Consider the following 25744-nt stretch of genomic DNA (forward strand, 5'->3'; position numbering starts at 1 on the left):
GCCGCTGCTGCGGTCTGGCAAGACGGAAACCAGCCGGTCAGATGCCGTCGCGCTCGGCCTCTGGCGTCGAGACCAGCAAGGCCGAAGCCGCGTTGGCGGCGGTGATGGCCGCCCGCATGGTCTGCCCACGGGCAAGTCCCGCGGCCAGCGCGCCAACGAATTCATCGCCGGCGCCATGCGTGCTGGCGACCTTGACCGGGATGGCGGACAGCGCAAAGGCCTCGCCGCTCCGGTCGCAACAGGCGACACCTTCGCCGCCCGCCGTGACAATTGCCACCGGATAGAGATCGGCCAATAGCCGTGCGGCTTGCGCGGCCCCGTCGAGTGTCTCGACCACTGCCGTGCCAGCCAGGAATTCCGCCTCGATGGCGTTGACCACCAATATGTCGACCAGGGCGATCAACTCCTCGGAGAGTTTGCGCGCGGGGGCCGCGTTGAGCACGACGCGACCGCCCCGTGCCTTGACTGCGCGTGCGGCGGCAATGTTGGCGGCTTCCGGCACTTCGTTCTGCAGCAGGAGCACCGCCGTCTGTCCCACCACATCGGAAGCAGAGGCACTGTCGGCATGGCCCAGTGCCAGATTGCTGCCCGAGACGATCACCGCGCCATAGTCGCCGCCTTGGTCGAAGATCGCCACGCTCATGCCGGAGCCGGCGCCAGCGGCCACCCGCACGAAGCGGCGGTCGACCTTGGCGCGATCGAGATTGGCCAGCAACGCCCGCCCGAAATCATCGTCGCCGACGGCGCCGATCATCGCCGCATACACACCGGCCCGCGCCGCCGAGACGGCCTGGTTGCCGCCCTTGCCACCGCATTTGGGGTGCCAGGCATGGCCGGTCACCGTCTCGCCCTTGCGCGGGCGGTCGGGCGCGTCGACCATAATGTCGTAATGCAGGCTGCCGAACACGGTCACCAGCGGCGTTGTCGTCATGAGCCCCGGTCTTTTCGTTTCGATGTCACCGCCGACATGGTGCGGCCGAGATTGCGCTCCGCCGCCTGATAGTCGCGCTGCGCCACCGCGACGAACAACGCGTCGAGAATGTTGAGCTGGGCAATGCGGGCCGCTGCGTTCTCGCCCATCAGCGGCGAACCCTGCGCGGTCGAGCACAGAACGATATCGGCGACGGCGGCCAGGGGCGAGTTGTCGTAATTGGTGATGGCCAGCGTGCGGGCACCGTTCTTGCGAGCCAACTGGATGGCGTCGATAACGGCCGACGTGTTGCCCGAATGCGAGAAGCCGACGGCGATGTCGTCGCCGCCGAGCAGCGAGGCCGACATCAGCATCATGTGCGAATCGTCGTAGACGGATGCGCGGATGCCGATGCGCAGGAATTTGTGCGAAACGTCGCGCGCGATCTGCGCCGAGCCGCCGACGCCATAGAAATCCCGGTTCTTGGCACGGAAGAGCAGCTCGGCGGCGCGGTCGAAATCCTCGATGTCGAGGATCGCCAGCGTCTCCTCCAGCGCCTGGATGGAGGTGCGGAACACTTTTTGCACGATCTCGGCCGAACTGTCGTCGGATGACAGTTCCTGGTGCATCTCGGCGGTCGGCAGGCGACTGTACTCATAGACGGCGGTGCGGAAGTCGCGATAGCCGGAAAAGCCGAGCTTCTTGGCGATCTTGACCACCATCGCCTCGGACACGCCGGATTCCTCGGCGATCTGCTTCAGCGGAATGCTCTCGTCGAAGCCGCGCCGGCCGAAGACGGTTTCCACCACCTTCGCCTCCAGCGGAGTGAGATGCGGCATCATCATGCGGATGCGCGGTCCTACCGCTTTCAGGTCCAGCCCGCTCAAGGTCATCCACGCCCCCTCGTCACGCGATCGATAAGCATCGCGGCGAGGATTATAAGACCAGTTGCCAAAAGCTGATAGAAGGACTGGACGTTCATCAGCGTCAAACCGTTGCGCATGGCGCCGAGGATGACGGCGCCCAGGATGGTGCCGACGACGCTGCCCTTGCCGCCCATCAGCGAGGCGCCGCCGATGGCGGCAGCCGCGATGGCGTCGAGCTCCCAGAGATTGCCGAGGATGGGTTCGGCGGCGCCCAACCGGCCGATCAGGATCTGCGCGGCAAGCGCCGCCAGCAGGCCTGAGATCATGTAGGCGGCGATCTTGGTGCGGGCAATCGGCACGCCGGCGATGTAGGCCGCCTCCTCGTTGCCGCCGACGGCGAGCAGATATTCGCCGAAGGGCGTCTTCTTCAAAACGACCCAGGCGACGACAGCCACGCAGGCGACGATGACGACCGCCAGAGGCAGTCCGAACAGCGAACCGTTGAAGACGGCGCGAAAGCCTGGGGGCAGGCCGAGGACCGGATTGCCGCCGGTGTAGATCAGCGCCAGTGCCCGATAGGTGCTGAGCGTTCCCAACGTGACGATGAAGGGCTGCAGCCCAACATGGGCGACGAGCACGCCGTTGACGAGGCCGCAGGCAAGACCAATGGCGAAGCCGGCGGCGATGGCCAGCGGAAACGGCACGCCGGCGACCATCATAGAGGCCGAGATGACGGCCGAGAGTGCCGCCGTCGGCCCGACCGACAGGTCGATGCCGCCGGAGATGATGACCAGCGTCATGCCCAGCGCCAGACAGGCATTGATGCTCGACTGCTGCAGGATGTTGATCAGGTTGCGCTCGGCGAAGAAGCCGGGCACCAGCGCGCCGAACACGGCCAGGATCACGACAAGCCCGATCAGCGTGCCGGCGTCGCGCATGGAAACACCGCGCAGGAATTCGGCCTGGGGCCGCACCAGAGTGGCATCCGACATATCCGTCACCTACTACTGCCTTGCCGGCTGTGCGGCCGGCGTTTGCGTTTGCGGGATGGCGTGCGCCGCGATCGCCTGTTCTGAGAGATTTGCCCTATCGAGTTCGGCGGCGATGGTGCCGTCGCGCATGACCAACACGCGGTCGGCAAGCCGGATCACCTCGGGCAGTTCGGAGGAGACGACGACCACCGCATGGCCCTCGGCGGCGAGTTCCTCGATCAGATGATAGATCTCCGCCTTGGCGCCGACATCGATGCCGCGCGTCGGCTCGTCGAACAAGAGGATGCGTGTTCCCGCCGCCAGCCAGCGGCCGATGATCGCCTTCTGCTGGTTGCCGCCGCTGAACAGGCGGATCGGCCGGTCGAGCAGGAATGGGCGCAGATTGACGCGGCTCATCTTCTCGGCCGCCACCTGTTTCAACCTGGCGTGATCGATGAGGCCGCGCGGCGCGAACACGGCCATCGAGGCCAGCGCCATATTGCTGGTGATCGAGCGCAGCGGCACGATGCCTTCGCGTTTGCGCTCCTCCGGCACCAGTCCGACGCCGGCGGCAATCGCGTCACGCGGGCTGAAGAACCGTGCCGCCTTGCCGTCGATTGCAATCGTCCCGGCCGTGGCGCGATCGGCGCCGGCCAAGAGCCGCAGCAGTTCAGTGCGGCCGGAACCGACCAGGCCGGCAATGCCCAGCACCTCGCCGCGATGCAGATCGAACGACACGTTGCGCACCTTCGTCGCCGAGGAGAGGCCACGCGCGCTCAGCATGACCTTGTTCGTGGCATGGGAATTATGCTGCTCCTGCGCCAGTTCGCGGCCGACCATCATCGCCACGACCGCTTTCTCCGACAGGTCGTTCAGATCGACGGAATCGACGACGACGCCATCGCGCATGATGGTGGCGCGCCGGCAGATGCCGAACACCTCGTCCAGCTTGTGCGAGACATAGACGACGGCGACGCCGTCGCGGGCGAGGCCGGTGATGACTTGCGCCAGCCGTTCGAATTCGCTCGGCGTCAGGCTCGATGTCGGCTCGTCCATGGCAACGATGCGGGCGCGATCGAGCAGCGCGCGGGCGATCTCGACAATCTGCCGCTGCGCCACCTTCAGGGTACCGAGGGGTGCAGCCGGATCGATGGAGGGATCGATGGCCGCAAGAGCCTCCGCAGCACGGCGCTCCTGTTCGCGCCGGGCGACGAAGATGGCGCCGCGCGTCAGCGGATGGCCTAGGAACATGTTCTGGGCGACGCTAAGGCGTGGTACCTGCTGCAATTCCTGATGGATCATGGCGACGCCCGCAGCGCGTGCGGCGACCGGGTTGACGAGTGTAACCGGCTTGCCGTCGATGAGGACGCTTCCCGCTGTCGGCCTGTAGACGCCAGACAGGATGCGCAGCAGCGTCGACTTGCCGGCGCCATTTTCCCCGAGCAGGCCGTGGATTTCACCGGCACCTACCGAGAACGACACGCCGTCAAGCGCCCGCACGGCCGGAAACAGCTTGGAAATGCCCTGGAATTGCAGCCGGGGTGACATTGGGTTCTATCTCCGGGCAACGGTGCCGGCGGGAGCGAATTGCTCTGGCCGGCACTCGCCGATTGGCCTTACTGGCCCGCAGCCGCGTCCTCGAGCAGTGCCTTGCGCGCGCCGCCGCCGGAATAGCGGTCGGCATTGTCCTTGGTGATCAGTGCCTGGGGCGTGGCGACGACGCGGGGCAGCTTCTGTCCCGCGACGAGACGCAGAGCAGTTTCCAACGCCACTTCGCCGGTCAGCACCGGGAAACTGTCGACCGTGCCGGTCAGTTCGCCGGCCCGTATGGAGGCATAGGCGTCGGAAATGCCGTCGGTGCCGAAGACCGCAACCTTGTCCTGCAGGCCGGCGGCCTTGACTGCCTCGACGATGCCGAGCGCCATGCCGTCATTGTTGGCATAAAAGCCGATCAGGTCGGGGTGCTGCTGCAGGATGTTGGTGGCCGCATCATAGGAGGTCTGGCGGTCCCAGTTGCCGGGAACGCTGGCGACGACCTCGAACTTGCCTGCCTCGGTGATGGTCGACTTGAAGCCGTCGGTGCGCTGCACGGCGGCATAGACGCCAGCCTGGCCTTCGACGATGGCGACCTTGCCGCCATCCGGACGGTTCTTGATGAACCATTTGGCGACGCGCACGCCATTGTCGCGCTGGACATTGCCGACATAATGTTCGGCCTGCGGGATCACGGCGTCATTGACGTTGACCACCGGCACGTTGGCGGCCTTGGCTTGCTCCATGATCGGCTGCAGATTGGCATCCGTCTGCGGCGAGACGAGCAGCACGTTGTAGCCCTGCGTCACCAGGCCTTCGGCGATGGTGAGCTGGCCGAGCTGGTCGCCCTCGCTTTGCGCTGCCTGATAGACGACGGGAACGCCGACCTTGGCGCCGAATGCCGTGTAGCCCTCGCCCAGCGAGCGCCAGTATTCATTGGTCAGCGTCTTGGAGACGGCGCCTGCCTTGGTGCCTTCGGGCAGCTTGGGGAACGCGCCGAATTTGGCCTCGACCTGCGACCAGTCGATGCGGTCCTTTTCCGTGTCGGAATTGAGCGGCGCGAGGTCGGCCGAAAAGGCAGAGCCGATCGACAGCGCCATCAGTGCGGCGGTAGCAGTGGCAAGCAGAAGTTTCATTGTATTCCTCCCTTGTTGAAAACGATAATGGTGCGGATGCCTCAGCTATCCGGCCCGAGCATGATTTCCTGGATGATGGCCTGCGACGTCACCGCATCCTGGCTGTCCATGGCGGCGGACAGGCGATTGTCCTGCTCCAGCCGGTCAACGACGCGCAGCATGCGCTTGACGGTGGCGATGTTGACTTCGCACTCGCGCACCGGATCGAGCCCGGTCATGTCGGGGAACGTGTCGAAATAGATGGCGCCGGCGTAACCGTCGCGGCGAATCTGCCTGAGCAGCTCGATGGTCTGCAGCGTGTGCACCGCGCCGACCATCAGGCCGTCGTCGCGCTTGGCGTAGCCGTCGTTCAGATGCACGCCGAGCAGCTTGCTGTGGCGCGCCACCAGGGCCGCGGCAAAGGCCGGCTGTTCGTCGGCATAGAGCACATGGGCGAAATCGAGGGTGACGCCCAGATTGGGCACGCCGACATCGCGGATCGCCAGCAAGGTCGTCGCCGCATCCGGCATCAGGCTGTAGGAGCGTGGTTCGTTCGGTTTGTACTCAAGGCTGATCTGACAGTCGGGATCATGCGCGGATACTTCACGAATCCCATCGATTTCGTGTTGCCAAAGCGTCGCATAGTCGGCCTGGAAGGCGTAGTCGAAGCCATCCTGGCCGAGCCACAGCGTCATCAGGCTGGCGCCGGCCTCACGCAGGGCATCGATCCCGGCTTTGGTCAGGTCGATGGCCTCGCGGCGCACCGCCGGATCCGGATTGGTGAAGGCGCCGAGCTTGAAGGCGGGGTTGGAGTAGTAGCGCATGGCAAAGCCATTGATGGAAAGCCCGAGATCGCTCAGTTTGAGGGCGATTTCCGCAGGCTTTTCACTGACATGGTCGGGAAAGTTGAGGTCGAGATCGGTAAGCCCGCCGACCTTGGCGGCGCGCGCCGCCATCTGCAGCAGCGACGGCTTGCCGGTAAGATCAGGCCATTCGGCCTGCGGCCGCGAGGCAAAGGAATTCAGGCGCGTGGCGAAACGAGTGGCTGTCATGGTCGATCCTTCAATCGTCATGACTTCACATAAATACAAATATTTGTAAAGTTATTGTTTTGAGGGGCGGGCGGTGAGCTGTGTCGACGGCCGGGGCTGAGCCGCGCGAAGGCGCAGGTTTCCCAGCGGCGTCGCCGGACAATCCGTCAGAACGGTGGGATCACTGACCGAGAGCGTGCGACGAAGCCGTCGAGTTCGAGGTGCTCCATGTGCGAGATCGCCCGGCAGGACGCGCCGTCGCGGCTAGTGCACCGGCGAAAAAGAGCCCAACGATTGACCGGCCAAAGGCACCGTCACACGACCGCGCAGGGAGATGCAGATCGCCGCTGCCTGGCGCTCGAGCGGGATCAGCACATCACATCGTTCACGCAATAATGTCGGGAATGATCTTGTCTTCCAGCGCCATCAGCCGGTCCTTGAGGAACAGCTTCTTCTTCTTCATGCGCTGGATCTGCAGCGGATCGCAGGCCATGGCGATCATCGCGTTGATGGCTGCATCGAAATCGGCGTGTTCCTGCTTCAGGCGGGAAAATTCGAGGCGAATATCGGCCTGTTCCTGATCGGACATTCTCTACCGTCTGCACGTCTGCGGCGCCCAAAGCTGGGCCTGATTGGGCGGGGCCGGATGTTTTGTCACCGGCGTGCAGCCCATATCACATTTCACAGTGTCGTGGAATGCTACCACGGATCATTCGACATCGCCCGCGGAAGGTGACACACTGTCACCGTGCCGTCACAGAAGCGAACCTGCGGTGGACGCGCCGTGACGGTTGCAATCGAGGAAAACCATGAAAGGGAGAACCAATCATGTCTCTTGCATCCCATCTTGATGAGTTGCAGCGGAAACACGGCGACATCGAACGTGAAATCGATGACGCGATGAATCATCCATCGGTCGACGACCTCGAAATCGTGAATCTTAAGCGACGCAAGCTGGCACTCAAGGACGAGATTGAAAAACTAAGAGGAAAACCGACCACGCATTGATGCCCTCCTGACATAGCCGCCCGGTATCCGCGGCCTCTTTTCCCGGCGGCTCCCCGCCGCCGGCGTGGAGGGGTTTGATTTCCCAGCACCGGTCTGTCAGCCGAAGCTGGACTTGCACCCGGCTTAATATCCGCTTCGGCTGTCGCCCGTTCGCCAGATCATCGATTGTTTTTGGTCGTTGGCGGCGTGCCGATTCCGGCCAGTGGCGACCTGTCGCCATTGACAAGCCATCTTTGCTCCTCCACCTCATGCCCGGACCTCAGCGCATCGGCCCGGGGCGTCGTTGTGCGCCCATGCAGGACACAAGATGCTCCAGAGACAAAAGGCTGCCGGCATGACCGGATATTTTTCCTCTCCTTTCCCCCGCCGCACCTCGGTCGGCGTCGATGTCGGCGGCGTGGTCGTCGGCGGCGGCGCGCCCGTTGTCGTCCAATCGATGACCAACACCGACACGGCCGATATCGACCAGACCGTCGCGCAGGTCGCAGCACTGCACCGGGCCGGCTCCGAGATCGTGCGCATCACCGTCGATCGCGACGAGAGTGCCGCCGCCGTACCGCGCATTCATGAGCGGCTTCGGCGGCTTGGCATCAACGTGCCGCTGGTCGGCGATTTCCACTATATCGGCCACAAGCTCTTGGCCGATCACCCGGCCTGCGCCGAGGCGCTGGCCAAATATCGGATCAACCCCGGCAATGTCGGCTTCAAGGACAAGAAGGACCGGCAGTTCGCCGACATCGTCGAGATGGCGATCAGGCATGACAAGCCGGTGCGCATCGGTGTCAACTGGGGCTCGCTCGACCAGGAGCTTTTGACCCGGCTGATGGACGACAACCAGGACAAGGGTTTTCCGCTGACGGCGCAAGAGGTGATGCGCGAGGCGATCGTGCAGTCGGCCATTCTCTCGGCCGAGATGGCGGAAGAGATCGGCCTTGGCCGCGAGAAAATCATCCTGTCGGCCAAGGTCAGCGGCGTGCAGGACCTGATTGCCGTCTATGCCGAACTCGCCACCCGCTCCAACCATGCGCTGCATCTCGGCCTGACTGAAGCCGGCATGGGCTCGAAAGGCATCGTCGCTTCGTCGGCCGCCATGGGCATCCTGCTGCAGCAAGGCATCGGCGACACCATCCGCATCTCACTGACGCCGGAGCCGAATGGCGACCGCACGCGCGAGGTGCAGGTTTCGCAGGAATTGCTGCAGACGATGGGGTTCAGGCAGTTCGTGCCGATCGTCGCCGCGTGTCCCGGCTGCGGCCGCACGACCTCGACCGTGTTCCAGGAGCTCGCTCAGAACATCCAGGCAGATCTCAGGAAGAACATGCCGGTGTGGCGCGACAAATATCCCGGCGTCGAGAACCTCAAGGTCGCGGTGATGGGTTGCATCGTCAACGGCCCGGGCGAGTCCAAGCATGCCGATATCGGCATTTCGCTGCCCGGCACCGGCGAGACGCCGACGGCGCCAGTCTTCGTCGACGGCAAGAAGGCGGCGACGCTGCGCGGACCGTCGATCGCGGCGGATTTCGAGAAAATGGTCGCCGATTATATCGAACAGCGGTTCGGTCGCGGCGGCAAGGCCGCGGCAGAGTAGGTCAAATGCAGCGTTTCCTGTGGGCGACGCTGGTCCTGCTGTGTGGGCTAGTCTGGTCGACACTGGCTCAGGCCGATCCGCCGCAATCCGCCAAGCAACGGCTTATCGACAAGGTCTGCAACCTGATCCAGGCGCATGCCGACCAGAATGGTTTGCCCAGGGATTTCTTCGCCCGGCTGATCTGGAAGGAGAGCCGTTTCGATCCCAACGCAGTCAGTCCCGTCGGCGCCGAAGGCATTGCCCAGTTCATGCCGGGAACCGCCAAGATGCGCGGGCTTGCCAATTCCTTCGACATCAATCAGGCGATCCCGGCTTCGGCGAAATATCTCGCCGAAATGAAAACCGGCTACGGCAATCTCGGCCTGGCGGCCGCCGCCTACAATGCCGGCGAGAGCCGGGTGTCGCGCTGGCTCAGTTCCGGCGGTTTCCTGCCGATGGAAACCGAAAGCTATGTCTTCGACATCATGGGCGAACCAGCCGACAAGTTCACCGACCGAGCCTATGCCGGAAGGGTCGAACCGCTCGACGCTAAGGCGGATTTTGCCGTCGCTTGCCGAAAACTGCCGGTGATCATGTCGCGGACCGTGGCGATGGCCTCGATCAACGTAAAGCCATGGGGCATCCAGGTGGCCGGCAATTTCCGCCGCAGTGCCGCGATCAACCAGTGGCTCAGGGTAAGGAGCCGGTTCCCGGCCCTGCTCAACGGGCACGATCCCGTGGTCAGCCGGGTGCGCACGCCAATCGGCCGGCGGGGTATCTATGCGGTCAGGATCGGTGTCGACCACCGCGCCGATGCAAACGTCATCTGCCAGAAATTGCAAAGCATCGGTGGGGCATGCGTGGTGGTGCGCAACCGGTGATTTGACCCCTGCCGGCAGGGTGTTTTGTCTGAGAGAGGCATTTAAAAAAGCGACAGCCGTGACGTCGCATCCAGCAAGGATTTCAGCTATGGCGGCGGCCATCTTACCAGGAGCGACAGCCCCTGCCTTTGACAAGCCGCGTGGGCACAACATGTTCGATGGATACATTATCTGCGGCACACCGAGGACCGGAAGCACGCTGCTGTGCAAGCTTCTGGCATCCACCAAGACGGCCGGCGATCCACACTCATTCTATCGGCGCCAGGACGTGGTGGAGTGGGCCGAAGAGTGGAAGCTGCCCGATCGCGCCGCGATGAGCGAGCTCGAATTCGATGCCGCGTATCTCGATGCCGCGATCGCCGCCGGTAAGGGTGGGACCGGCCTCTTCGGCCTCCGCTTGATGCGCGAAAATCTGGATGAGCTTTCGGCGATCCTCGACCGGATTTTCCCAAAACGGCCATCCGACAGAGCACGGTTCGAAAGAGCATTCGGCAATGTTCTCTACATACACCTCTCGCGGGAAGACAAGCTTGCGCAGGCTGTCTCCCTGATCAAGGCAGAGCAGACCGGTCTTTGGCATATCGCTCCCGACGGTACCGAGATCGAAAGGGTCGCACCGCCGAAAGAGCCCCAATATGATTTCGAGCGGATCAGGCGTGAGGTCGCGGAACTCGAGACCTATGATGCGGCCTGGAACATCTGGTTCGCAGCACAAGGCATATCCCCGCATCGGGTTGGCTACGAGCGCCTTTCGAGCAATCCGGCGGCGACATTGCTAGGCATCTGCGAAGTCTTGGGCGTTCAAGCGCCGAATGCCGATGACGTGAGGCCCGGCGTTGCAAAGCTCTCCGACGACACGAGCCTCGACTGGATGCGCCGCTATCGTCTGGACGCAGCCGCCTGACGCTTGATGGGCTGCAGCTGGAAATTGGAGTATGGGCAGAGACTATGACCGACCCTATCTACAGCGATCCCGACTTCGTCCAGTTCTATGATATCGAGAACCAAAGCGGCCGTGCCGATTTTGATTACTGTATCGGTCTTGCCGTAAATCGCGGCTCGGTCCTCGATCTCGGCTGTGGCACTGGCCAACTGGCTGCCGAACTTGCCGATGGGCATAATGTCACTGGCGTTGACCCGGCATCGGCGATGCTCGACGTGGCGCGGCGCAGGGCCGGCGGCGACAGGGTCGACTGGGTCGAGGCCGACGCGCGAACTGTTCGGCTCGGGCGGCGTTTCGACCTGGTCCTGCTCACCGGGCATGCGTTCCAGGTTTTCCTGACAGGCGAGGATCAGATGGCGGTGCTGGGCACCATCGCCGAGCATCTCGCTCCCGGCGGGCTCTTCATTTTCGACACACGAAATCCCGCCGAGGAGGAATGGCTGGAATGGACACCGCAGCGCTCCGAACGGGCAGTTACACATCCCGGCCTCGGCACGGTCAAAGCCTGGTATGATGCCGAACACGATGCCGCTACCGGCATCGTCACCTACTCGACCTTCTATGACATTCCGGGCGGTAGACCTGTTCTGGGCGCCGAATCCAAGATCGCGTTCCCCAAGAAGGAAGATCTTGCGGGGATGCTGGACGAGACTGGCCTGTTGGTCGAGCTGTGGCTGGGTGACTGGCAGGGCACACCTTATGGTGTGACCTCGCCGGAAATCATCCCGATCGGCCGGTTGCGCTGATCCGGCCTGACCAATAGGGCCGGCTTTTACGCCGTCTTGGCCACCACGGTCTCGCTGAGCCAGGTGCCGATCTTGGTGCCCAGTCGGTCGGGCGAAACGGGCTTCGGCAGATAGTCGTCCATGCCCGATTCGATGCACTTGTCGCGATCGCCCTTCAGCGCATGCGCGGTGACGCCGATGATCGGAATGTGGGTGCCCGTCGAGGTCTCCATGGCCCGGATCGCGCGGGTCGCTTCGTAGCCATTCATCTCCGGCATCGAGACGTCCATCAGGATCAGCTTGGGGCGCAGCGCCCGGTACATCTCGACCGCCGTGCGGCCGTTGCCGGCGATGCGGTAGCTCAAGCCCAAGCCATTGAGGATCTGGCCGAAGACCAGCTGGTTCACGTCGTTGTCCTCGGCAATCAGGATGTCGATCGGTCCGTTCGGCGTGGTTGTCGATTCCGGTGCTGCCGCGACTGGCAGCGCCGGGCCGCGGATGACGGTAAAGGCAGGCGGCGCTGCCGGGGGAGCCTGGACGATCGGTTCGCGGACAAACTGCGCCTTGCCGACCTGCGAACGGGCCTTCTGCACGACCGAGATAACGGTGCCGAGCAGGACCGCGGAGCGCGCCGGCTTCGTCAAATGCGCGGCAATGCCGAAGTCGATGATCATCTTGCCGAAATCGACCTGGTCGACCGAGGTCAGCAACACCACCGGGATGGAGGACAGCCGGCTGTCGGAAGCAATGGCCCTGGCAACGTCGGCGCCGTTCATGCCGGGCATCTGGTAGTCGAGGATGATGCAGTCGACGGCGGCGCCCAACTGAAAGGCGCGGTCGAGGAAGGCCAGGCCGACGGCGCCGCTTTCGGCGGCGGCACAGTCGAAGCTCCAGCTTCTGAGCTGCTCGAGCAGGATTTCGCGGTTGACCGGATTGTCATCGATGACCAGCACGCGCGCGCCGGTGACGTCGACCGGCACGATCTCGTCGCGCGCCGCGGCCTGATGCGCGGGCAGCGGCACCGCGAACCAGAACACCGAGCCGCGGCCGATCTCGCTCTCGACGCCGATCTTGCCTGCCATCAGGTCGACGAGGCGTGCTGCGATGGCCAAGCCCAGCCCCGTGCCCTCATGACGGCGGGTGGACGAGCCGTCGACCTGCGCGAATTTTTCGAACACGTTCTGCAGTTTCTCGGCCGGTATGCCGATGCCGGTGTCCTCGACGCGGATCTTGAGCTGGACCACGTCGTTGACGATCTCGCCGCCGACATCGATCAGCACGTGACCCTTCTCGGTGAACTTCACTGCGTTGCCGAGCAGGTTGGTGATGATCTGCCGGAACCGGCCGGCGTCGCCGACGACATGGGCCGGCAGGCGCGGATCGACGCGCACGATCAGTTCGAGGTTCTTTTCGGCGACGCGAGCAGAGACCAGCGTCGCCACGTCCTCGACCGCCTCGGAAAGGCGGAAGGGAGCAGGGTCGAGGGTGAGCTGGCCAGCATTGATCTTGGAGAAATCGAGGATGTCATTGATGATGGTGAGCAGCGCGTTGCCGGACTTCACGATAACGTCGGTGAAGGTCTTTTGGCGTGGGGTCAGATCGGTCTTGGCCAGCAGTTCGGCCATACCGAGCACACCGTTCATCGGCGTGCGGATTTCGTGGCTCATATTGGCCAGGAATTCCGATTTGGCGCGGTCGGCGGCCTCGGCCTTGAACAGGGATTCGGCGGATTCGGCAAAGGCGCGGCGGATCGCCACTTCCATCGGGCGGAAAATCCAGAAGGCGACGATGGCAAGGGCCGCGAACAGGATGCCGCTGGCCCACAACAACAGCCTGTCGCTGGAGGCATCGGCCAGATGGCGCTCATCATCCATGGCGGTGCGGACGCGAACCAGCATGGGTTGGGCGAACAGGTCATTCTGGTTGCGGATTTCGCGATAGCTCCACTCGTCGACCTTCTGCGCCACCGACATCAGGTTGAAATTGCGCACCATGTCGCGCGGCGACCAGAACAGATCGCCGTTAACTGAAGCGGATTGGAGTTCGTCGACGGTCTTGATCGACAGCCGCGGCTTGATCGCCGCAAGCTGGGCGGTCAGCGTCTCGATCTCGCCGGTCAGGCGCTCCGAATGGCCGCGCGCCGATGTGGTCAGGGCATCGCGTGTCTCCGCCCGCCAGGCGGTGCCGGTCGTCTCGGCAAAGCTGGTCGCGTTGCGCAGGTCTCGGGTGAAGATGACGAGATTGCTGCTCAGCGCATCGATGTCGCGGCGAAAGGAATTGACGCGATCAAGCGCAATCACGATGCCGGCGGAAGCCAGCGCGAAGATCAGCAACCCTGAAATATAGCGGATCCGGACCGACCGGATGAAGGACGAATATTCAGGCATGCGCAACCCCAACACATACGCACCATTTTAATGGCCGGGATTACGCTTCATTTACATTAAAATTTCGTTCGTGCGGGCAGGCGAGCCGTGCGAGCCGCCGGATGGACAGCGCGCCTAGGCCGCTTCCACGACGAGGGCGCGGATGCGGCCACTCACCGGGCCTTCCCCGAACCGTTTCCCAAGGGCATTCGCCACGTATCGCGTCACCTCCTCCAGCGAGCCACCGCGCGCCTCGATCTCGGCCCGCAGGGGCGTGCCCTGGCAATAGGCCGTGGCCGCCTCATATGGCGAGGAAGCGGCGCTGACGGCATCCAGCGGCTCTATGGTGATGTTACGGAAGCCGGCAGCATGCAGGTCGGCGCGGATGACGTCCGCATCGTGATAGCCATGCGGTGTCCTTGCCATGAAGCGAGGCGGATCGGCCGGGAAAAAATGGCCGAGCGCCCGCGTCACCTCATCGGCAAACTCGTTCTCTTCGATGGCACCCCAGACGTTGAACAGGAAGTGTCCGCCCAGCCGCATCACGCGCCGAACTTGCCCGTAGGCGCCCACCCGATCGGGGAAGAACATCGCGCCAAACTGGCAGGCCACGGCGTCGAACTGTGCGTCCTCGAAGGGCAGCGCCTGAGCATCGGCCTGCTGCCAGGTGATGCGAGGATCGTCCACCATCCGCGTGCGTGCGTGGTCGAGCATGGGCTGGTTGAGGTCGGTGACCACGATGCGCGCTTGCGCCGGCAGCTTTGCTGCGAGCGCACGTGTCACCACACCGGTGCCCGCCGCCACTTCGAGCACCGATTGCGGCCCGAGCTTCGACACCCGCTCCGCCAGATCCCGCGCATATGGCTCGAAGATCAGCGGCACCATCGCCCGGTCGTAGATCTCGGGAATGGAACCGCTGAACAGCTTGTCGGTGGTCGACATGGCATCCTCCAACTCTTATCCGCACCGCGTGCTTGCCGTGCGGATGTCAATCCTCTGCCTCGGCAGGCTTCCGCTCAAGTTCTATTTCAGAACCGGCCGGCGGGGACGTGCGTGCAATCAGCTCGATGTTCCGGCTGGCACCAACCTTAGCTGTTACGCGCCGCCACGAATGTCGCCGCTTCTTTCAGCAACTGGGCATCGTCGCCATAGGGCTCAAGCAGCGCATGCGCCTGTTGGACGAGGCCGTGCAGCTGGCCGCGTGCCCAATTTGCACCATGCAAGGCCACCAGCGTCGCCTTGCCGGCGGCGGCGTCCTTGCCGGTCGCCTTGCCCATCTGGCTGGCGTCGCCGGTCAAATCGAGCAGGTCGTCGGCAAGCTGGAAGGCAAGACCGATCGCCGAGCCGAATTCGGCCAGCCGCTCGCGGTCATCGGCCGGGGCGCCGGCGATGAGGGCGCCTGCCTCGCAGGCGAAGCGGATCAGCGCGCCGGTCTTCATCGCCTGCAGCCGGATGATGCCGGCCTCGTCCGGCGGCGTCTGTTCGGCTTCGAGATCGAGCTTCTGGCCGCCGACCATGCCGCCTGCTCCGGCGGCGCGGGCAAGCGCCAGCACCAGGGCTGCCCGCCGCTCCGCCGGCAGCGCAGTCGACTCGCCGGCAATGATGTCGAAGGCCAGCGTCAGCAGGGCGTCGCCGGCCAGGATCGCGGTCGCCTCGTCGAAGGCCTTGTGCACGGTCGGCTGGCCGCGACGCAGGTCGTCGTCGTCCATGGCGGGCAGATCGTCGTGGATCAGCGAATAGCAATGCACGCATTCAAGTGCGGCGGCGACACGCAGTGCCGCCTCGCCGTCGGCGGAAAAAAGGGCGGCACTTTCCATGACCAGGAAGGGCCGCAGGCGCTTGCCGCCGTTCAGCACGCCATGGCGCATCGCCGCCATCAGCCGGTCCGGCCGGGCGATCTCGCCCGAAAGCGCGCGGTCGTCGAGCAGTCGCCGCAGCAGCACCTCGACGGCGGCTGCCCGCCTGATCAGCGCCATTTCGAACGCCATTTGGTCGTCATTCGTCATGGCCGGGACCGGTAGCCGACACTCAGACGTTGCGCAAGAAGGCAAGCGCCATTATGCCGGAGCAGTATGAGCCCGTTCGGAAACTCTACTCCTGCGGTCATCTGAGGGCGTTTTCTGCGCTTCCGGTGCTTGCGTACTCTAATGTACGCTCCGCTCCGGTTCTCGAAAACACCGTCACATGACTCACAGGAACGCGTTTCAAAACGAGCTCTCTGGCACGGGTTGGGCGGCTTGGCGGAACCGATCGTCGATCATGAAACCGAAAAGCTGGACATGGCGACGAGATCGCGGGGCGTAAACCGCCGTGGTCTCAAGCGCTGGGTCCGGCGCGGCATCGTCGTGGCCGCGGTGCTGGCTTTGATTCCGGTCGTGCTGACATTTCTGTACCTGCCGTTCTTCGTGCATCCTGTCTCGACGCTGATGCTGAAGGACCTGGCGACCTTCTCCGGTTACGACCGCCGCTGGGTGTCGATCGATGACGTGTCGCCGGTGCTGGCCAATTCCGTCATCATGTCGGAGGACGGGCAGTTCTGCTTTCATCGTGGCGTCGATCTCGGCGAGCTGAGAGGCGTCGTCGACGATGCGCTGGCCGGCGAAGCGACGCGCGGCGCCTCAACCATCACCATGCAGACGGTCAAGAACCTGTATCTCTGGTCGCGGCCGCTGGGCTCGGTGCGCAAGGTGGTCGAATTGCCGCTGGCCGTCTATTTCGATGCGGTGATGTCGAAACGGCGCATCATGGAAATCTATCTCAACATCGCCGAGTGGGGGCCGGGCATCTACGGCATCGAGGCCGCGGCACAGCACCATTTCGGCGTCTCGGCAAAACAGCTGTCGCGACGGCAGGCCGCCCTGCTTGCGGTCTCTTTGCCAAATCCGATCGCCCGCAATCCGGCCAAGCCCGGGCCTGGCCTGAGGCGGCTTGCCAATCTGATCGAGCGGCGAGCCGGCCGCTCGGGCGCCTATGTCGGTTGTCTCCGCTAGCCGATCCAAAAAAATTCGCGCCAGTGCTGGCCAAAACGGCACAGGGCGTGTATAGGCACCCGACTTTCTCAGATTTAGGCCCCGACATGGCCCTTTCACGAGGGCGGGCGGGGCTTTTGACCATGTAGTGGAGCATATCCATGGCCGTTCCGAAACGTAAAACATCTCCGTCCAAGCGCGGCATGCGCCGCTCGGCCGACGCCCTCAAGGCCCCGACCTATGTCGAGGACAAGAATTCCGGCGAAATGCGCCGTCCGCACCATATCGACCTGAAGACCGGCATGTATCGCGGTCGCCAGGTGTTGACGCCCAAGGAAAGCTGAGACCAGCCTTCCAAAGGTTTGAATTCCAAAAGGACCGGCCAATGGCCGGTCCTTTTGCGTTTGGGGGGCGGGGTAGCGCGCATCTCGACGCGTGGGCGGCAATCGTTGCAGGCAACCGGCTGACATTGTTGTTGCGTGCGGTCTTCGACCGTGTTCAACGCTGCCATCGAAACATCTTGACGGCGTGCCTGTGGCGCATTCTACAAAGGATTGCCCCCACATGGAGACGCCAGATGTTCGGTGCCATTCCGCTGCTGATCGTGCCTTTCGTGCTCTACAATCTCGGACTGCTGGGAATATTCGGCAGCGGTGACGATCCGTGGGCAAGCGAGGTCTTCTCATTCAGCATGATGTCGGGTGGCGTGTTCTCGATGACGCTTGGCGATCTGATGGTGCTGATCGGGCTGATCTTTCTGTTCCTCGAAATGGCGAAGTCGGTGCGCACCACCAATGCCTCGATCATGGACCATCTTCTGTCGACGCTGGTCTTCGTGGCCTTCCTGGTCGAGTTCCTGCTGGTGAAGGGTGCGGCCCATTCCGTCTTCTTCACCCTGATGGTCATCGCGCTGTTCGACGTGCTGGCCGGATTCGCGGTGTCGATGCGGTCGGCCAGCCGGGACATCAATTTGAATTAGGTCCCCGGCGCGGAAGGCGGAAGTTTGACGGGCGCTTGCGCTGACAGTTGGCGCAAACGCCCCTAACGTCGTCATCCCAGGGCGTAGCAAGGAGCGTAGCGACGCGGCGCAGACCCCAGGGTCCAAGCCGCGACACGTGAGCGTTTCAGCGGTCCAGAATTCTGCTCCGCTGCACTCTACGGCTGATGTTACGGAATGGATCCTCGGGTCTGCGCGACGGAGCCTCGCTCCTGCTCCGCCCGTGGATGACGAAGTTCCCGACCTCACCCCGGATCGGCGGTGAAACCGGCGGCCTCGATGCCGGCGATTGCCGCGGCTTCGTCATTGTCCGACGTGTCGCCTGAAATGCCGACGGCGCCGATGATGGCACCGGCCTTGTCGCGGATCAGCACGCCGCCGACGACCGGCAGCACGCGCCCGCCCGAGACGTCCGAGATGCCGGCGACGAGATGCGGGCGCTCCTTGGCGAAGGCCTCGACTTTGCGCGAGCCCATGCCGATGGCGAGCGCACCATAGGCCTTGCCGGCCGACATTTGCGGACGCAGGAACGAGGCGCCGTCCTGGCGCTGGAAGGCGACCAGATGCCCGCCGGCGTCGAGCACCGAGACGCCGAGCGGCTTGAGCTTGAGATCGGAGCCCTTGGCAAAGGCGGTTTCGATGATTTGCCTGGCTTTTTCGAGCGGCAGTGCGGTCATGGCGGTCTCCTGTTTGAAACGCGTCGATCATCGATCGTCGGCGGGCGAGATAACATCCCCGTTCCGGTTGAAATTGCTTCGCGTGAAAAGGCAGGATGGAAAGCAGCCTTCGCCCGCTCATCCGGATAAGCGTTGCCGCTTGTATGGCTCCGGACGTGGCTGGGCTACTTCTTCTTGGCGCGGGCCGGTTTCTTGGCGGGTTCCGCCGGCGCGTTGGCGAGGTCTTCCGCTTCCTTGGCGAGACGCAGTGCCCGCAGCTTGTTGGTCTTGGCCTGGCGGGCATCGCTCTCGGCGGCGTATTCGGCCATCGCCTTCTGGCGGACGGTTGCCGCCTCTTCCTGCTTCTTGAAGCGCAGGTCGGCGCGTGCGCGCGCAGCATCCCGAGAGTTCTCAACCAAGACCTTATCCAATCCCGTGAATTGTGATTTTCCGCTTCTTCTAGCAGAGCCGGCCCCAAAACGGGAAAATAAGTTGGTTACGCGGCCGGGCTGGCGGCGAGGGCCTTGCTGGCAACCACCGCCTCGTAGGCGGCCTGCAAGGTCGCGCGGACAGAAGGGCCAGACATTGTATCGAGCGGCATGCCGAGATGCTCGTGCCGCAACTCGTCCATGAATTTGTCCCACATAGGCTGTCCGCCCTTTTCCAGCAGTTCGGCGCGGATCGACAATTCGTCGCTGACCGGCAGCCAGACGCGGCCCCAGGCGCCGAGATGGGCCAGGATCGGAACCAGCGTGATCGCCATCTCGGTCAGGCTGTAAATCGCCTTCTGCTTGTGCGAGGGATCGTCGGCCTTGGTCAGCATGCCCAGCTCCATCAGGCGCTTCAGCCGGTCGGCGAGGATGTTGGAGGCGATGCCTTCCATCGATCCGTTGAGCAGCTCGCGAAAATGGCGCCTGCCGCCGAAGATCATGTCGCGAAGGATGATCAGGCTCCAGCGGTCGCCGAAGACTTCCAGCGACAGATTGATCGGGCACCCGGACCGGCGATCCATGCTCATGAGATTTTTCTCCAAAACCGGTTGCATTATCGTAGCAGTTTTATTATCGTGCAACCGATTGCAAAATGCAATCAGTTTTGCAGAGAGGAGACTGCGTGATGAGGACCACCGAACGCCCTGAGATTATATCCGAAGTCTTTGGCGATCCGGCGAACCCGCCGCTGTTGCTGATCATGGGAGCGATGGCCTCGAAGCTGTGGTGGCCGGAGGCGTTCTGCCGGAAACTGGCCGGTGCCGGCCTGTTCGTGATCCGCTACGACAATCGCGATACCGGCCGTTCGACGAAATACAAGCCGGGAGAGCCGCCCTACACGTTCGATGATATGGCCGACGATGCAATGCATGTTCTGGACGACCACGGCATCGGCAAGGCGCATGTCGTCGGGATGTCGATGGGCGGCATGATCGCGCAGCTTGTGGCGTTGAAACATCCCTCGCGTGTCGTATCTCTGACTGTGATCAGCAGTTCACCGGTGGGAATCGACACATCCGGCCTTCCCGGGACGACCGAAGCCTACATGGAACACTCGGCCGAGGGCGCCAAAGTCGATTGGTCGGACCGTGGCCAGGTGGTCGATTTCATCGTCAGGGATGCGCGGGCGATCGCCAGCACCACGCATCCATTCGATGCGGCGGGGATACGGGCCTTTGTCGAGCAGGATTACGACCGCTCCGGCGGCTTCCTGAGCGCGACCAACCATTTCATGCTCAAGGGCGGCGACGCCTGGAAGGGCCGCCTGCACGAGATCGCGGCGCCGCTGCTGGTCATTCACGGCACGGCGGATCCGATCTTTCCGGTCGAACACGGCGAGGCGCTGGCCGAGACGGTCACCGGCGCAAGACTCATTCGCATCGAAGGTGGCGGCCACGAGCTGCATCCGGACGACTGGGCCGAGATGTCCGCAGCGATCATCGCGCATGTCCAAGCCGGTTGAAGCAGCATAGGCTGGTTTGACGGACAAGGCTAACCGCAACAGGCGTGCCGCATGGTAGCGGCCACCGACAATCCACGAAACAGACGAGCAAAAAATGTCCCTGACACTTCATTTCCATCCGCTGGCCTCCTTCTGCTGGAAGCCGTTGATCGCGCTCTACGAGAACGCCACGCCGTTCACGCCTGTCATCGTCGACCTTGGCGATGCTGAATCGCGCGAGGCCTTCCTGAAGATTTCGCCGGCCGGCAAGATGCCGGCGCTGCGCGACGATGCGCGTGGCCGTACGGTGCTGGAATCGAGCATCCTCGTCGAATATCTGGCCGCGCACTATCCGGGGCCGGTCGACCTCGTTCCCGCCGAGATCGACATGGCGTTGGCCGTCCGCCAAGCTGACCGTTTCTATGATTTCTATGTGCAGGAGCCGATGCAGAAGATTGTCGGCGACCGGTTGCGTCCCGGCGACAAGACCGACCCGTTCGGCGTCGAGCAGGCTCGCGACCAGTTGCGCAATTCCTACGCCATCATCGAACACGACATGCAGTCGAAGATCTGGACGATGGGCGACAGCTTCACCATGGCCGATTGCGCAGCCTCCCCCGCGCTGTTCTATGCCAACAAGGTCGAGCCGTTGGGCGACAGGTACCCGGCTGTGAAGCGCTATCACGACCGGCTGCTGCAGCGCCCCGCCTTCGCTCGGGTGATCGGGGAGGCGCAGCCCTACTTCAAGTTCTTCCCCTACAACAACGGTTGATCGGGTCAGGCTTCCCAGAACTGATCGAGCCAGATGTTGAGTTTGAGGAAGCCAGTGCCGCTCACTGTATAGACGCGCCTTGTTCCTTCCGGCTTGGCGTGGACCAGGCCGGCATCGAGCAGCACTTTCAGATGTTGCGACACGGCTGGGCGCGAGACCGGCAAGCCGGCGGCCAATTCGGTGACGGTTTTCGGGCCGCGGCGAAGTTCTTCCAGAAGATGGCGCCGGTTGGGATCGGCAATCGCCATGAAGGCGTCGGAAAACATCATGCCTGTATTAGTGAGGCAAAGCCTTTCGAATCTCAACCGTCTGCTTCTGCTTTTCTTCTGGGATCAAGCCGCAATGCTTCCGGGGTGACCGAACGGTCGGCCGGCTGCGTCTTGAAGGCGTCACGATCCCCGATCGGCACCGGCGCGCGGCGGCTGATGCGCAGCAGCGTGTAGCCCGCCAGGCAGAGATGCGCGAAGGCGGTCGCCAGGAACAGACCTTCCGGGCGCATCCAGCCCATCAGGGCAGCCGCAAGCAAAGGTCCGATCATCGTGCCGAAGCCATAGAGCAGCAACAGCCCGCCAGATACCTTGACGAAATCCTCCGAGCGCGCGTGGTCGTTGGCATGCGCCACGGCGATGGAATAGAGCGTATAGGCGAAGGCGCCATAAGCGGCGGTGAAGACGATGACGAAGACGCCGGAGCGTGGCTCGAACAGGAAGATCATTAGCGCGAAGAAGGCCCCGCCGAAAGCCGCCCCCGCCAGCACGAAGCGCCGGTCGGTCTTGTCGGACAGGCGCCCGGCCGGAAGCTGCATGGCGGCACCGGCAACGACCACAAGACTCATCATCAGGGCGATCTCGGCCGTGGAAATGCCGATGCGTGCACCATAGACCGCGCCAAGCGTGCCCCAGGCGCCGTTGGCGATGCCGATCAACACGCAAGCGACCGCCGACACCGGCGAATTGGCATAAAGGCCCCTGACATCAAGTGAGACATCCTGCAGCGGCTTGGGGTGGGAGGCGGTCGAGACCGCCGTCGGAATGAGCGACAGGCAAAACAGGATGCCGGTGATCATGAACAGCGACGCGGACTTCACGTCGCCGCCGGCGACGATCATCTGCCCGCCCATGATCGAGCCATAAGTCACCATCATGTAGAGGCCGAAGACGGTGCCACGGTTCTCGTTGGTGGCCTTCTCGTTCAACCAGCTTTCGATGACCATGAAGGCGCCGGCCATGGTGAAGCCGGTGAAGGCGCGCAGCAGGATCCAGACATACTCGTCGATGATCAGCCCGGTGAGCAGCGCCACGATGGCGCCGGATGCGGCAAAGGCGCCAAAGGCGCGCACGTGGCCGGCGCGGCGCACGATGCGCGGTGCGAAGAAGCAGCCGGTGACGAAGCCGCCGGCCCAGGCCGTGCCCATCAGGCCGAGCGATGCGGTCGAGAAGCCTTCCAGCTGACCGCGCAGGGGCAGAAGCAGCCCATGCAAACCAGATGCCGCGAGCAGGAAAGCGGTGCCGCGAAGCAGCGAGAGGATCGGTCGGTAGGTTGCGAACATTGGTTGATCCGGCTCAGGTTTGGCGGGGACGCTGCGTCTGAAGACAGTCGCATTCGGGCTTTTCGGCGGCGGGCTTTACGCCCGAGCGCCTATCCGCGGCGGAACAGTGCTTCGGCCGCGGATTTGGTGGTGTCCTTGGCCTTGAGTTCGGCTTCCAGGCGGGCGATTTCGCGCAGGATGCCGATCCGCTCAGTCAAGTCGCTGACGGAAAGCAATGACAGGTCCTGCCCGATCTCGTGCGGGCGCGCCTTCTTCTTGGGTTCGTCGTCGAAGATCGCCATCGTCGCTCCTCCTCCACCAAGACCAGATTGGCCATTTGCCTGATTTGGCAATCAGCATACATAGGGCAGGGGCGTCGATGCAAACAGCCGGTCGGATAACGGCGAGGAAAGACGGGAAATCTCATGGCGAGCGGACAGAAAATTCCGGCAAGAATGACGGCCATCGCGATCTCGGAGCCAGGTGGCCCTCGGGTGCTGAAGCCGGAAACACGCGACGTGCCGCAGCCCGGCCCCGGCGAGATCCTGATCAAGGTGCATGCCGCCGGCGTCAACCGGCCCGACGTCCAGCAGCGCAAAGGCGCCTATCCGCCACCGCCCGGCGCATCCGACCTGCCGGGCCTCGAGGCATCGGGTGAAGTCGCCGCCCTTGGCGACGACATATCACGCTGGCGCATTGGCGACCGCGTCTGTGCGCTGACGCCCGGCGGCGGCTATGCCGAATATGTCAAGGTCCATGCAGGGAGCGTGCTGCCGTTGCCCGCCGGCTTCACCCACACCGAAGCCGCGGCGGTGCCGGAGAATTACTTCACCGTCTGGCACAATGTGTTCGAGCGTGGCGGCCTCAAGAAAGGCGAGACGCTGCTCGTCCATGGCGGCTCGTCCGGCATCGGCACGACAGCAATCCAGCTTGCCTCCGCCTTCGGCGCCTATGTCATCACCACTGCCGGCAGCAAGGAGAAATGCGACGCCTGCCTGAAGCTCGGCGCCGACCGGGCGATCAATTATCGCGAGGCGGATTTCGTCGCCGCGGTGAAGGAGGCAACGGGTGGCAAAGGCGCCAATGTCATCCTCGACATGGTCGGCGGCGACTATGTGGCGCGCAATTATGAGGCCGCGGCGGTCGAAGGCCGCATCGTCCAGATCGCCGTTCAGGCCGGCGCTGTCGCAAGCGCGGACTTTTCGAAGATCATGGTCAAGCGGCTTACCCACACAGGTTCGACGCTGAGGCCGCGAACCGTCGAGTTCAAGGCGGCGATCGCGGCGGCGCTGGAAGCGCAGGTGTGGCCGCTGCTCGGCACGCGCAAGGTTGCCCCTGTGATGGACATGATCTTCCCGCTCAGCGAAGCCTGGCGGGCGCATGAGCGCATGGAAGAGGGTGAGCATATCGGCAAGATCGTGCTCGACGTAGGCTGACAGCGCGCGAGGTCAGCGCCTCGCTGCCCACAAGATGAACAGAAGCTTAATGCTGCAATGCAGCATTTGCATCATTGCTATGCAAAATCAGCCATTCAAGTCCTCATCGATGACGCCTATTTGAGCACCATCGAAACGAACATCATTCTGGAGGGACTACCATGAACCCGATCCGCGCTTTCCGTAACTGGCGTATGTACACCGAGACCGTCCGCGAACTGAACCGTCTCAACGCACGTCAGCTCAGCGATCTCGGCATCAACCGCGCCGACATCGAAAAGATCGCCCGCAGGGCTATCTAAAGCCACGTCCTGGTCCGCTCCGGCGGGCCCAAGCCGTGGAAGCCAGAGCCGCACCAGACGAACTTTGTCGCGGTTCCGAGCCCGCTGGACCCAGTCCGGCGGGTTTTGTCGTTTTGGGCGGGAGATCAACGACCGTCCCAACCGATACCGGCCATCGAGCAGGGTTGACCTCAGTTTCCTGCATGGCATCTTGGCTCGGCGCTTTCACAAGGGCGAACCCTGATGGAAGCAGCGGCTCCGGCATGACAGGGGTGCCCCTATCTCAACCGATCTTTGCCAAGACCGGAACTCGCCAGCAAAGCCAGCTTGTCGTTCTGCTCAAGAGCGCGGAACGTTTTCGGTAAGTACCCACGGCTTCCGGTCTTTGCTCCAAAAACGTTGCGAAAGGACCCGAGAGCGGTTATACAGACCGCGAATTTCCCATTTTGGTGGCTCTAAACCACCGCCCGCGCGGGAACGCGGGCGAACGAGAAGGATTTGTAAAATGGCCAATACGCTGCTGATGCCCAAGGCGACCGCCGTCTGGCTGGTCGACAATACCGCACTTTCCTTCGAGCAGATCGCGCAGTTCTGCGGGCTGCATCCGCTCGAGGTCAAGGCAATCGCCGATGGCGAAGCGGCGCAAGGCATCAAGGGCATGGACCCGATCATGACCGGACAGCTGACCCGCGACGAGATCGCCCGTGCCGAGAAGGATCCGAACCAGCGCCTGAAGCTTTCGGACCCCAAGGTGCGGGTGCCCGAATCCAAGCGCAAGGGTCCGCGCTACACGCCGCTGTCGAAGCGCCAGGACCGGCCGAACGCGATTCTGTGGCTGGTGCGCAACCATCCCGAGCTCAAGGACGCGCAGATCTCGCGCCTCGTCGGCACCACCAAGTCGACGATCGAACAGATCCGCGAGCGCAAGCACTGGAACTCAGCCAATCTGCAGCCGATGGACCCGGTGACGCTGGGTCTCGCCTCGCAGATCGACCTCGACATGGAAGTCAACCGCGCCTCGCGCGGCCGCGAACAGGCGCAGCCGGTGGGCGACACGCTGCTGCCGGCGGCCCTGACCGAGCGGCTGGTGCCGGCTCCCGAGAAGCCGAAGGACGAGGACGCCGAACTCGACGCCAACGCCGTGTTCGCCAAGCTTTCGGCCTTGAAGTCGAAGAACACGGACAATGACGACGACGAGTGAGGTTGTCTGACATTCCAAGAAAAAGCCCGCTTCGAGCGGGCTTTTTTGTAGCTGCG

General features: G+C 63.4%; 29 protein-coding genes. 13 read left to right on the forward strand and 16 right to left on the reverse strand.

What is annotated here, in order from left to right; genetic code table 11:
- Positions 1-37: 37 nt before the first annotated feature.
- The 7 genes from MESCI_RS06765 to MESCI_RS06795 form a co-directional block, all read right to left on the reverse strand.
- Complete coding sequence (locus MESCI_RS06765; RefSeq protein WP_013529210.1) at positions 38-931, reverse strand: ribokinase; 894 nt, start codon at positions 929-931, stop codon at positions 38-40.
- Entirely contained in the window at positions 928-1803 is an 876-nt protein-coding gene (locus MESCI_RS06770; protein ID WP_013529211.1) for a MurR/RpiR family transcriptional regulator, read from the reverse strand. Before MESCI_RS06770 ends, MESCI_RS06765 begins: the two co-directional genes overlap by 4 nt.
- On the reverse strand, positions 1800-2768 hold the full coding sequence (locus MESCI_RS06775) for an ABC transporter permease (RefSeq protein ID WP_013529212.1): 969 nt from the start codon (positions 2766-2768) through the stop codon (positions 1800-1802). Before MESCI_RS06775 ends, MESCI_RS06770 begins: the two co-directional genes overlap by 4 nt.
- A 12-nt stretch (positions 2769-2780) precedes the next feature.
- Complete coding sequence (locus MESCI_RS06780) at positions 2781-4295, reverse strand: sugar ABC transporter ATP-binding protein (protein WP_013529213.1); 1515 nt, start codon at positions 4293-4295, stop codon at positions 2781-2783.
- A gap of 68 nt (positions 4296-4363) precedes the next feature.
- The gene (locus MESCI_RS06785) at positions 4364-5416 is read right to left on the reverse strand and encodes a sugar ABC transporter substrate-binding protein (RefSeq protein WP_013529214.1); all 1053 of its coding nucleotides are present in this window, start codon (positions 5414-5416) and stop codon (positions 4364-4366) included.
- 41 nt (positions 5417-5457) lie between these two features.
- Positions 5458-6447: a TIM barrel protein gene (locus tag MESCI_RS06790; RefSeq protein ID WP_013529215.1), complete on the reverse strand. Its 990-nt coding sequence runs from the start codon at positions 6445-6447 to the stop codon at positions 5458-5460.
- A 364-nt stretch (positions 6448-6811) separates the two neighbouring features.
- Positions 6812-7015 (reverse strand): YdcH family protein, encoded by a 204-nt coding sequence (locus MESCI_RS06795; protein ID WP_013529216.1) that lies wholly within the window; start codon positions 7013-7015, stop codon positions 6812-6814.
- A gap of 239 nt (positions 7016-7254) precedes the next feature.
- On the opposite strand from MESCI_RS06795, the gene MESCI_RS06800 reads away from it, so the two are divergent.
- From MESCI_RS06800 to MESCI_RS06820, 5 genes are all read left to right on the forward strand, one after another.
- Positions 7255-7434: a YdcH family protein gene (locus tag MESCI_RS06800; protein WP_013529217.1), complete on the forward strand. Its 180-nt coding sequence runs from the start codon at positions 7255-7257 to the stop codon at positions 7432-7434.
- A 334-nt stretch (positions 7435-7768) separates the two neighbouring features.
- Positions 7769-9022 (forward strand): flavodoxin-dependent (E)-4-hydroxy-3-methylbut-2-enyl-diphosphate synthase, encoded by a 1254-nt coding sequence (ispG, locus tag MESCI_RS06805; RefSeq protein WP_164920010.1) that lies wholly within the window; start codon positions 7769-7771, stop codon positions 9020-9022.
- 5 nt (positions 9023-9027) lie between these two features.
- On the forward strand, positions 9028-9882 hold the full coding sequence (locus MESCI_RS06810; RefSeq protein WP_013529219.1) for a lytic transglycosylase domain-containing protein: 855 nt from the start codon (positions 9028-9030) through the stop codon (positions 9880-9882).
- Between the two features lie 88 nt (positions 9883-9970).
- Positions 9971-10786, forward strand: coding sequence for a Stf0 family sulfotransferase (locus tag MESCI_RS06815; RefSeq protein ID WP_013529220.1), 816 nt, complete (start codon positions 9971-9973; stop codon positions 10784-10786).
- A gap of 44 nt (positions 10787-10830) precedes the next feature.
- Positions 10831-11571: a class I SAM-dependent methyltransferase gene (locus tag MESCI_RS06820; protein WP_013529221.1), complete on the forward strand. Its 741-nt coding sequence runs from the start codon at positions 10831-10833 to the stop codon at positions 11569-11571.
- A gap of 26 nt (positions 11572-11597) precedes the next feature.
- Here MESCI_RS06820 and MESCI_RS06825 read toward each other — a convergent pair whose 3' ends face one another.
- The 3 genes from MESCI_RS06825 to MESCI_RS06835 all read right to left on the reverse strand — a co-directional run bounded on the left by MESCI_RS06825 (position 11598) and on the right by MESCI_RS06835 (position 15922).
- Complete coding sequence (locus tag MESCI_RS06825; RefSeq protein WP_013529222.1) at positions 11598-13937, reverse strand: response regulator; 2340 nt, start codon at positions 13935-13937, stop codon at positions 11598-11600.
- 114 nt (positions 13938-14051) lie between these two features.
- Positions 14052-14858, reverse strand: coding sequence for a class I SAM-dependent methyltransferase (locus tag MESCI_RS06830; RefSeq protein WP_013529223.1), 807 nt, complete (start codon positions 14856-14858; stop codon positions 14052-14054).
- A gap of 146 nt (positions 14859-15004) precedes the next feature.
- Positions 15005-15922 (reverse strand): polyprenyl synthetase family protein, encoded by a 918-nt coding sequence (locus MESCI_RS06835; RefSeq protein WP_013529224.1) that lies wholly within the window; start codon positions 15920-15922, stop codon positions 15005-15007.
- 222 nt (positions 15923-16144) lie between these two features.
- Here MESCI_RS06835 and MESCI_RS06840 point away from each other — a divergent pair, with 222 nt between their 5' ends.
- From MESCI_RS06840 to MESCI_RS06850, 3 genes are all read left to right on the forward strand, one after another.
- Positions 16145-16906: a transglycosylase domain-containing protein gene (locus MESCI_RS06840; RefSeq protein WP_013529225.1), complete on the forward strand. Its 762-nt coding sequence runs from the start codon at positions 16145-16147 to the stop codon at positions 16904-16906.
- Positions 16907-17046: 140 nt separating this feature from the next.
- Positions 17047-17229, forward strand: a complete 183-nt coding sequence (gene rpmF / locus MESCI_RS06845; protein ID WP_008834724.1) for a 50S ribosomal protein L32 — start codon at positions 17047-17049, stop codon at positions 17227-17229.
- A gap of 233 nt (positions 17230-17462) precedes the next feature.
- Positions 17463-17864, forward strand: a complete 402-nt coding sequence (locus tag MESCI_RS06850) for a hypothetical protein (protein WP_013529226.1) — start codon at positions 17463-17465, stop codon at positions 17862-17864.
- Positions 17865-18127: 263 nt separating this feature from the next.
- Here the strand turns inward: MESCI_RS06850 and MESCI_RS06855 are convergent, their stop codons facing one another.
- From MESCI_RS06855 to MESCI_RS06865, 3 genes are all read right to left on the reverse strand, one after another.
- The gene (locus MESCI_RS06855; RefSeq protein ID WP_013529227.1) at positions 18128-18559 is read right to left on the reverse strand and encodes a GlcG/HbpS family heme-binding protein; all 432 of its coding nucleotides are present in this window, start codon (positions 18557-18559) and stop codon (positions 18128-18130) included.
- Positions 18560-18723: 164 nt separating this feature from the next.
- Positions 18724-18957 carry a hypothetical protein gene (locus MESCI_RS06860; protein WP_013529228.1) on the reverse strand — a complete coding sequence of 78 codons (234 nt, stop codon included), beginning with the start codon at positions 18955-18957 and terminating at the stop codon, positions 18724-18726.
- A 77-nt stretch (positions 18958-19034) separates the two neighbouring features.
- Complete coding sequence (locus tag MESCI_RS06865) at positions 19035-19556, reverse strand: winged helix-turn-helix transcriptional regulator (RefSeq protein ID WP_013529229.1); 522 nt, start codon at positions 19554-19556, stop codon at positions 19035-19037.
- A gap of 98 nt (positions 19557-19654) precedes the next feature.
- Between MESCI_RS06865 and MESCI_RS06870 the strand changes: the two genes are divergently transcribed.
- Positions 19655-20491: an alpha/beta fold hydrolase gene (locus MESCI_RS06870; protein WP_013529230.1), complete on the forward strand. Its 837-nt coding sequence runs from the start codon at positions 19655-19657 to the stop codon at positions 20489-20491.
- A 94-nt stretch (positions 20492-20585) separates the two neighbouring features.
- On the forward strand, positions 20586-21242 hold the full coding sequence (locus MESCI_RS06875; RefSeq protein ID WP_013529231.1) for a glutathione S-transferase family protein: 657 nt from the start codon (positions 20586-20588) through the stop codon (positions 21240-21242).
- 5 nt (positions 21243-21247) lie between these two features.
- Here the strand turns inward: MESCI_RS06875 and MESCI_RS06880 are convergent, their stop codons facing one another.
- The 3 genes from MESCI_RS06880 to MESCI_RS06890 form a co-directional block, all read right to left on the reverse strand.
- Positions 21248-21511: an ArsR/SmtB family transcription factor gene (locus MESCI_RS06880; RefSeq protein ID WP_013529232.1), complete on the reverse strand. Its 264-nt coding sequence runs from the start codon at positions 21509-21511 to the stop codon at positions 21248-21250.
- Positions 21512-21543: 32 nt separating this feature from the next.
- Positions 21544-22791 carry an MFS transporter gene (locus MESCI_RS06885; RefSeq protein ID WP_013529233.1) on the reverse strand — a complete coding sequence of 416 codons (1248 nt, stop codon included), beginning with the start codon at positions 22789-22791 and terminating at the stop codon, positions 21544-21546.
- Positions 22792-22880: 89 nt separating this feature from the next.
- Positions 22881-23072, reverse strand: coding sequence for a DUF1192 domain-containing protein (locus MESCI_RS06890; RefSeq protein ID WP_013529234.1), 192 nt, complete (start codon positions 23070-23072; stop codon positions 22881-22883).
- A gap of 123 nt (positions 23073-23195) precedes the next feature.
- Between MESCI_RS06890 and MESCI_RS06895 the strand changes: the two genes are divergently transcribed.
- The 3 genes from MESCI_RS06895 (at position 23196) to MESCI_RS06905 (ending at position 25688) form a co-directional block, all read left to right on the forward strand.
- Positions 23196-24206 (forward strand): NAD(P)H-quinone oxidoreductase, encoded by a 1011-nt coding sequence (locus MESCI_RS06895; RefSeq protein WP_013529235.1) that lies wholly within the window; start codon positions 23196-23198, stop codon positions 24204-24206.
- A gap of 161 nt (positions 24207-24367) precedes the next feature.
- Complete coding sequence (locus MESCI_RS06900) at positions 24368-24508, forward strand: DUF1127 domain-containing protein (RefSeq protein ID WP_013529236.1); 141 nt, start codon at positions 24368-24370, stop codon at positions 24506-24508.
- A gap of 484 nt (positions 24509-24992) precedes the next feature.
- Complete coding sequence (locus tag MESCI_RS06905) at positions 24993-25688, forward strand: DUF1013 domain-containing protein (RefSeq protein WP_013529237.1); 696 nt, start codon at positions 24993-24995, stop codon at positions 25686-25688.
- Positions 25689-25744: the final 56 nt, after the last annotated feature.

This window comes from Mesorhizobium ciceri biovar biserrulae WSM1271 (assembly GCF_000185905.1).
Lineage (GTDB): Bacteria > Pseudomonadota > Alphaproteobacteria > Rhizobiales > Rhizobiaceae > Mesorhizobium > Mesorhizobium ciceri.

Coding starts and splice junctions, on each gene's coding strand:
- MESCI_RS06765 (WP_013529210.1), bottom strand. CDS start 931: ATGACGACAACGCCGCTGGTGACCGTGTTCGGCAGCCTGCATTACGAC.
- MESCI_RS06770 (WP_013529211.1), bottom strand. CDS start 1,803: ATGACCTTGAGCGGGCTGGACCTGAAAGCGGTAGGACCGCGCATCCGC.
- MESCI_RS06775 (WP_013529212.1), bottom strand. CDS start 2,768: ATGTCGGATGCCACTCTGGTGCGGCCCCAGGCCGAATTCCTGCGCGGT.
- MESCI_RS06780 (WP_013529213.1), bottom strand. CDS start 4,295: ATGTCACCCCGGCTGCAATTCCAGGGCATTTCCAAGCTGTTTCCGGCC.
- MESCI_RS06785 (WP_013529214.1), bottom strand. CDS start 5,416: ATGAAACTTCTGCTTGCCACTGCTACCGCCGCACTGATGGCGCTGTCG.
- MESCI_RS06790 (WP_013529215.1), bottom strand. CDS start 6,447: ATGACAGCCACTCGTTTCGCCACGCGCCTGAATTCCTTTGCCTCGCGG.
- MESCI_RS06795 (WP_013529216.1), bottom strand. CDS start 7,015: ATGTCCGATCAGGAACAGGCCGATATTCGCCTCGAATTTTCCCGCCTG.
- MESCI_RS06800 (WP_013529217.1), top strand. CDS start 7,255: ATGTCTCTTGCATCCCATCTTGATGAGTTGCAGCGGAAACACGGCGAC.
- ispG (WP_164920010.1), top strand. CDS start 7,769: ATGACCGGATATTTTTCCTCTCCTTTCCCCCGCCGCACCTCGGTCGGC.
- MESCI_RS06810 (WP_013529219.1), top strand. CDS start 9,028: ATGCAGCGTTTCCTGTGGGCGACGCTGGTCCTGCTGTGTGGGCTAGTC.
- MESCI_RS06815 (WP_013529220.1), top strand. CDS start 9,971: ATGGCGGCGGCCATCTTACCAGGAGCGACAGCCCCTGCCTTTGACAAG.
- MESCI_RS06820 (WP_013529221.1), top strand. CDS start 10,831: ATGACCGACCCTATCTACAGCGATCCCGACTTCGTCCAGTTCTATGAT.
- MESCI_RS06825 (WP_013529222.1), bottom strand. CDS start 13,937: ATGCCTGAATATTCGTCCTTCATCCGGTCGGTCCGGATCCGCTATATT.
- MESCI_RS06830 (WP_013529223.1), bottom strand. CDS start 14,858: ATGTCGACCACCGACAAGCTGTTCAGCGGTTCCATTCCCGAGATCTAC.
- MESCI_RS06835 (WP_013529224.1), bottom strand. CDS start 15,922: ATGACGAATGACGACCAAATGGCGTTCGAAATGGCGCTGATCAGGCGG.
- rpmF (WP_008834724.1), top strand. CDS start 17,047: ATGGCCGTTCCGAAACGTAAAACATCTCCGTCCAAGCGCGGCATGCGC.
- MESCI_RS06850 (WP_013529226.1), top strand. CDS start 17,463: ATGTTCGGTGCCATTCCGCTGCTGATCGTGCCTTTCGTGCTCTACAAT.
- MESCI_RS06855 (WP_013529227.1), bottom strand. CDS start 18,559: ATGACCGCACTGCCGCTCGAAAAAGCCAGGCAAATCATCGAAACCGCC.
- MESCI_RS06865 (WP_013529229.1), bottom strand. CDS start 19,556: ATGAGCATGGATCGCCGGTCCGGGTGCCCGATCAATCTGTCGCTGGAA.
- MESCI_RS06870 (WP_013529230.1), top strand. CDS start 19,655: ATGAGGACCACCGAACGCCCTGAGATTATATCCGAAGTCTTTGGCGAT.
- MESCI_RS06875 (WP_013529231.1), top strand. CDS start 20,586: ATGTCCCTGACACTTCATTTCCATCCGCTGGCCTCCTTCTGCTGGAAG.
- MESCI_RS06880 (WP_013529232.1), bottom strand. CDS start 21,511: ATGATGTTTTCCGACGCCTTCATGGCGATTGCCGATCCCAACCGGCGC.
- MESCI_RS06885 (WP_013529233.1), bottom strand. CDS start 22,791: ATGTTCGCAACCTACCGACCGATCCTCTCGCTGCTTCGCGGCACCGCT.
- MESCI_RS06890 (WP_013529234.1), bottom strand. CDS start 23,072: ATGGCGATCTTCGACGACGAACCCAAGAAGAAGGCGCGCCCGCACGAG.
- MESCI_RS06895 (WP_013529235.1), top strand. CDS start 23,196: ATGGCGAGCGGACAGAAAATTCCGGCAAGAATGACGGCCATCGCGATC.
- MESCI_RS06900 (WP_013529236.1), top strand. CDS start 24,368: ATGAACCCGATCCGCGCTTTCCGTAACTGGCGTATGTACACCGAGACC.
- MESCI_RS06905 (WP_013529237.1), top strand. CDS start 24,993: ATGGCCAATACGCTGCTGATGCCCAAGGCGACCGCCGTCTGGCTGGTC.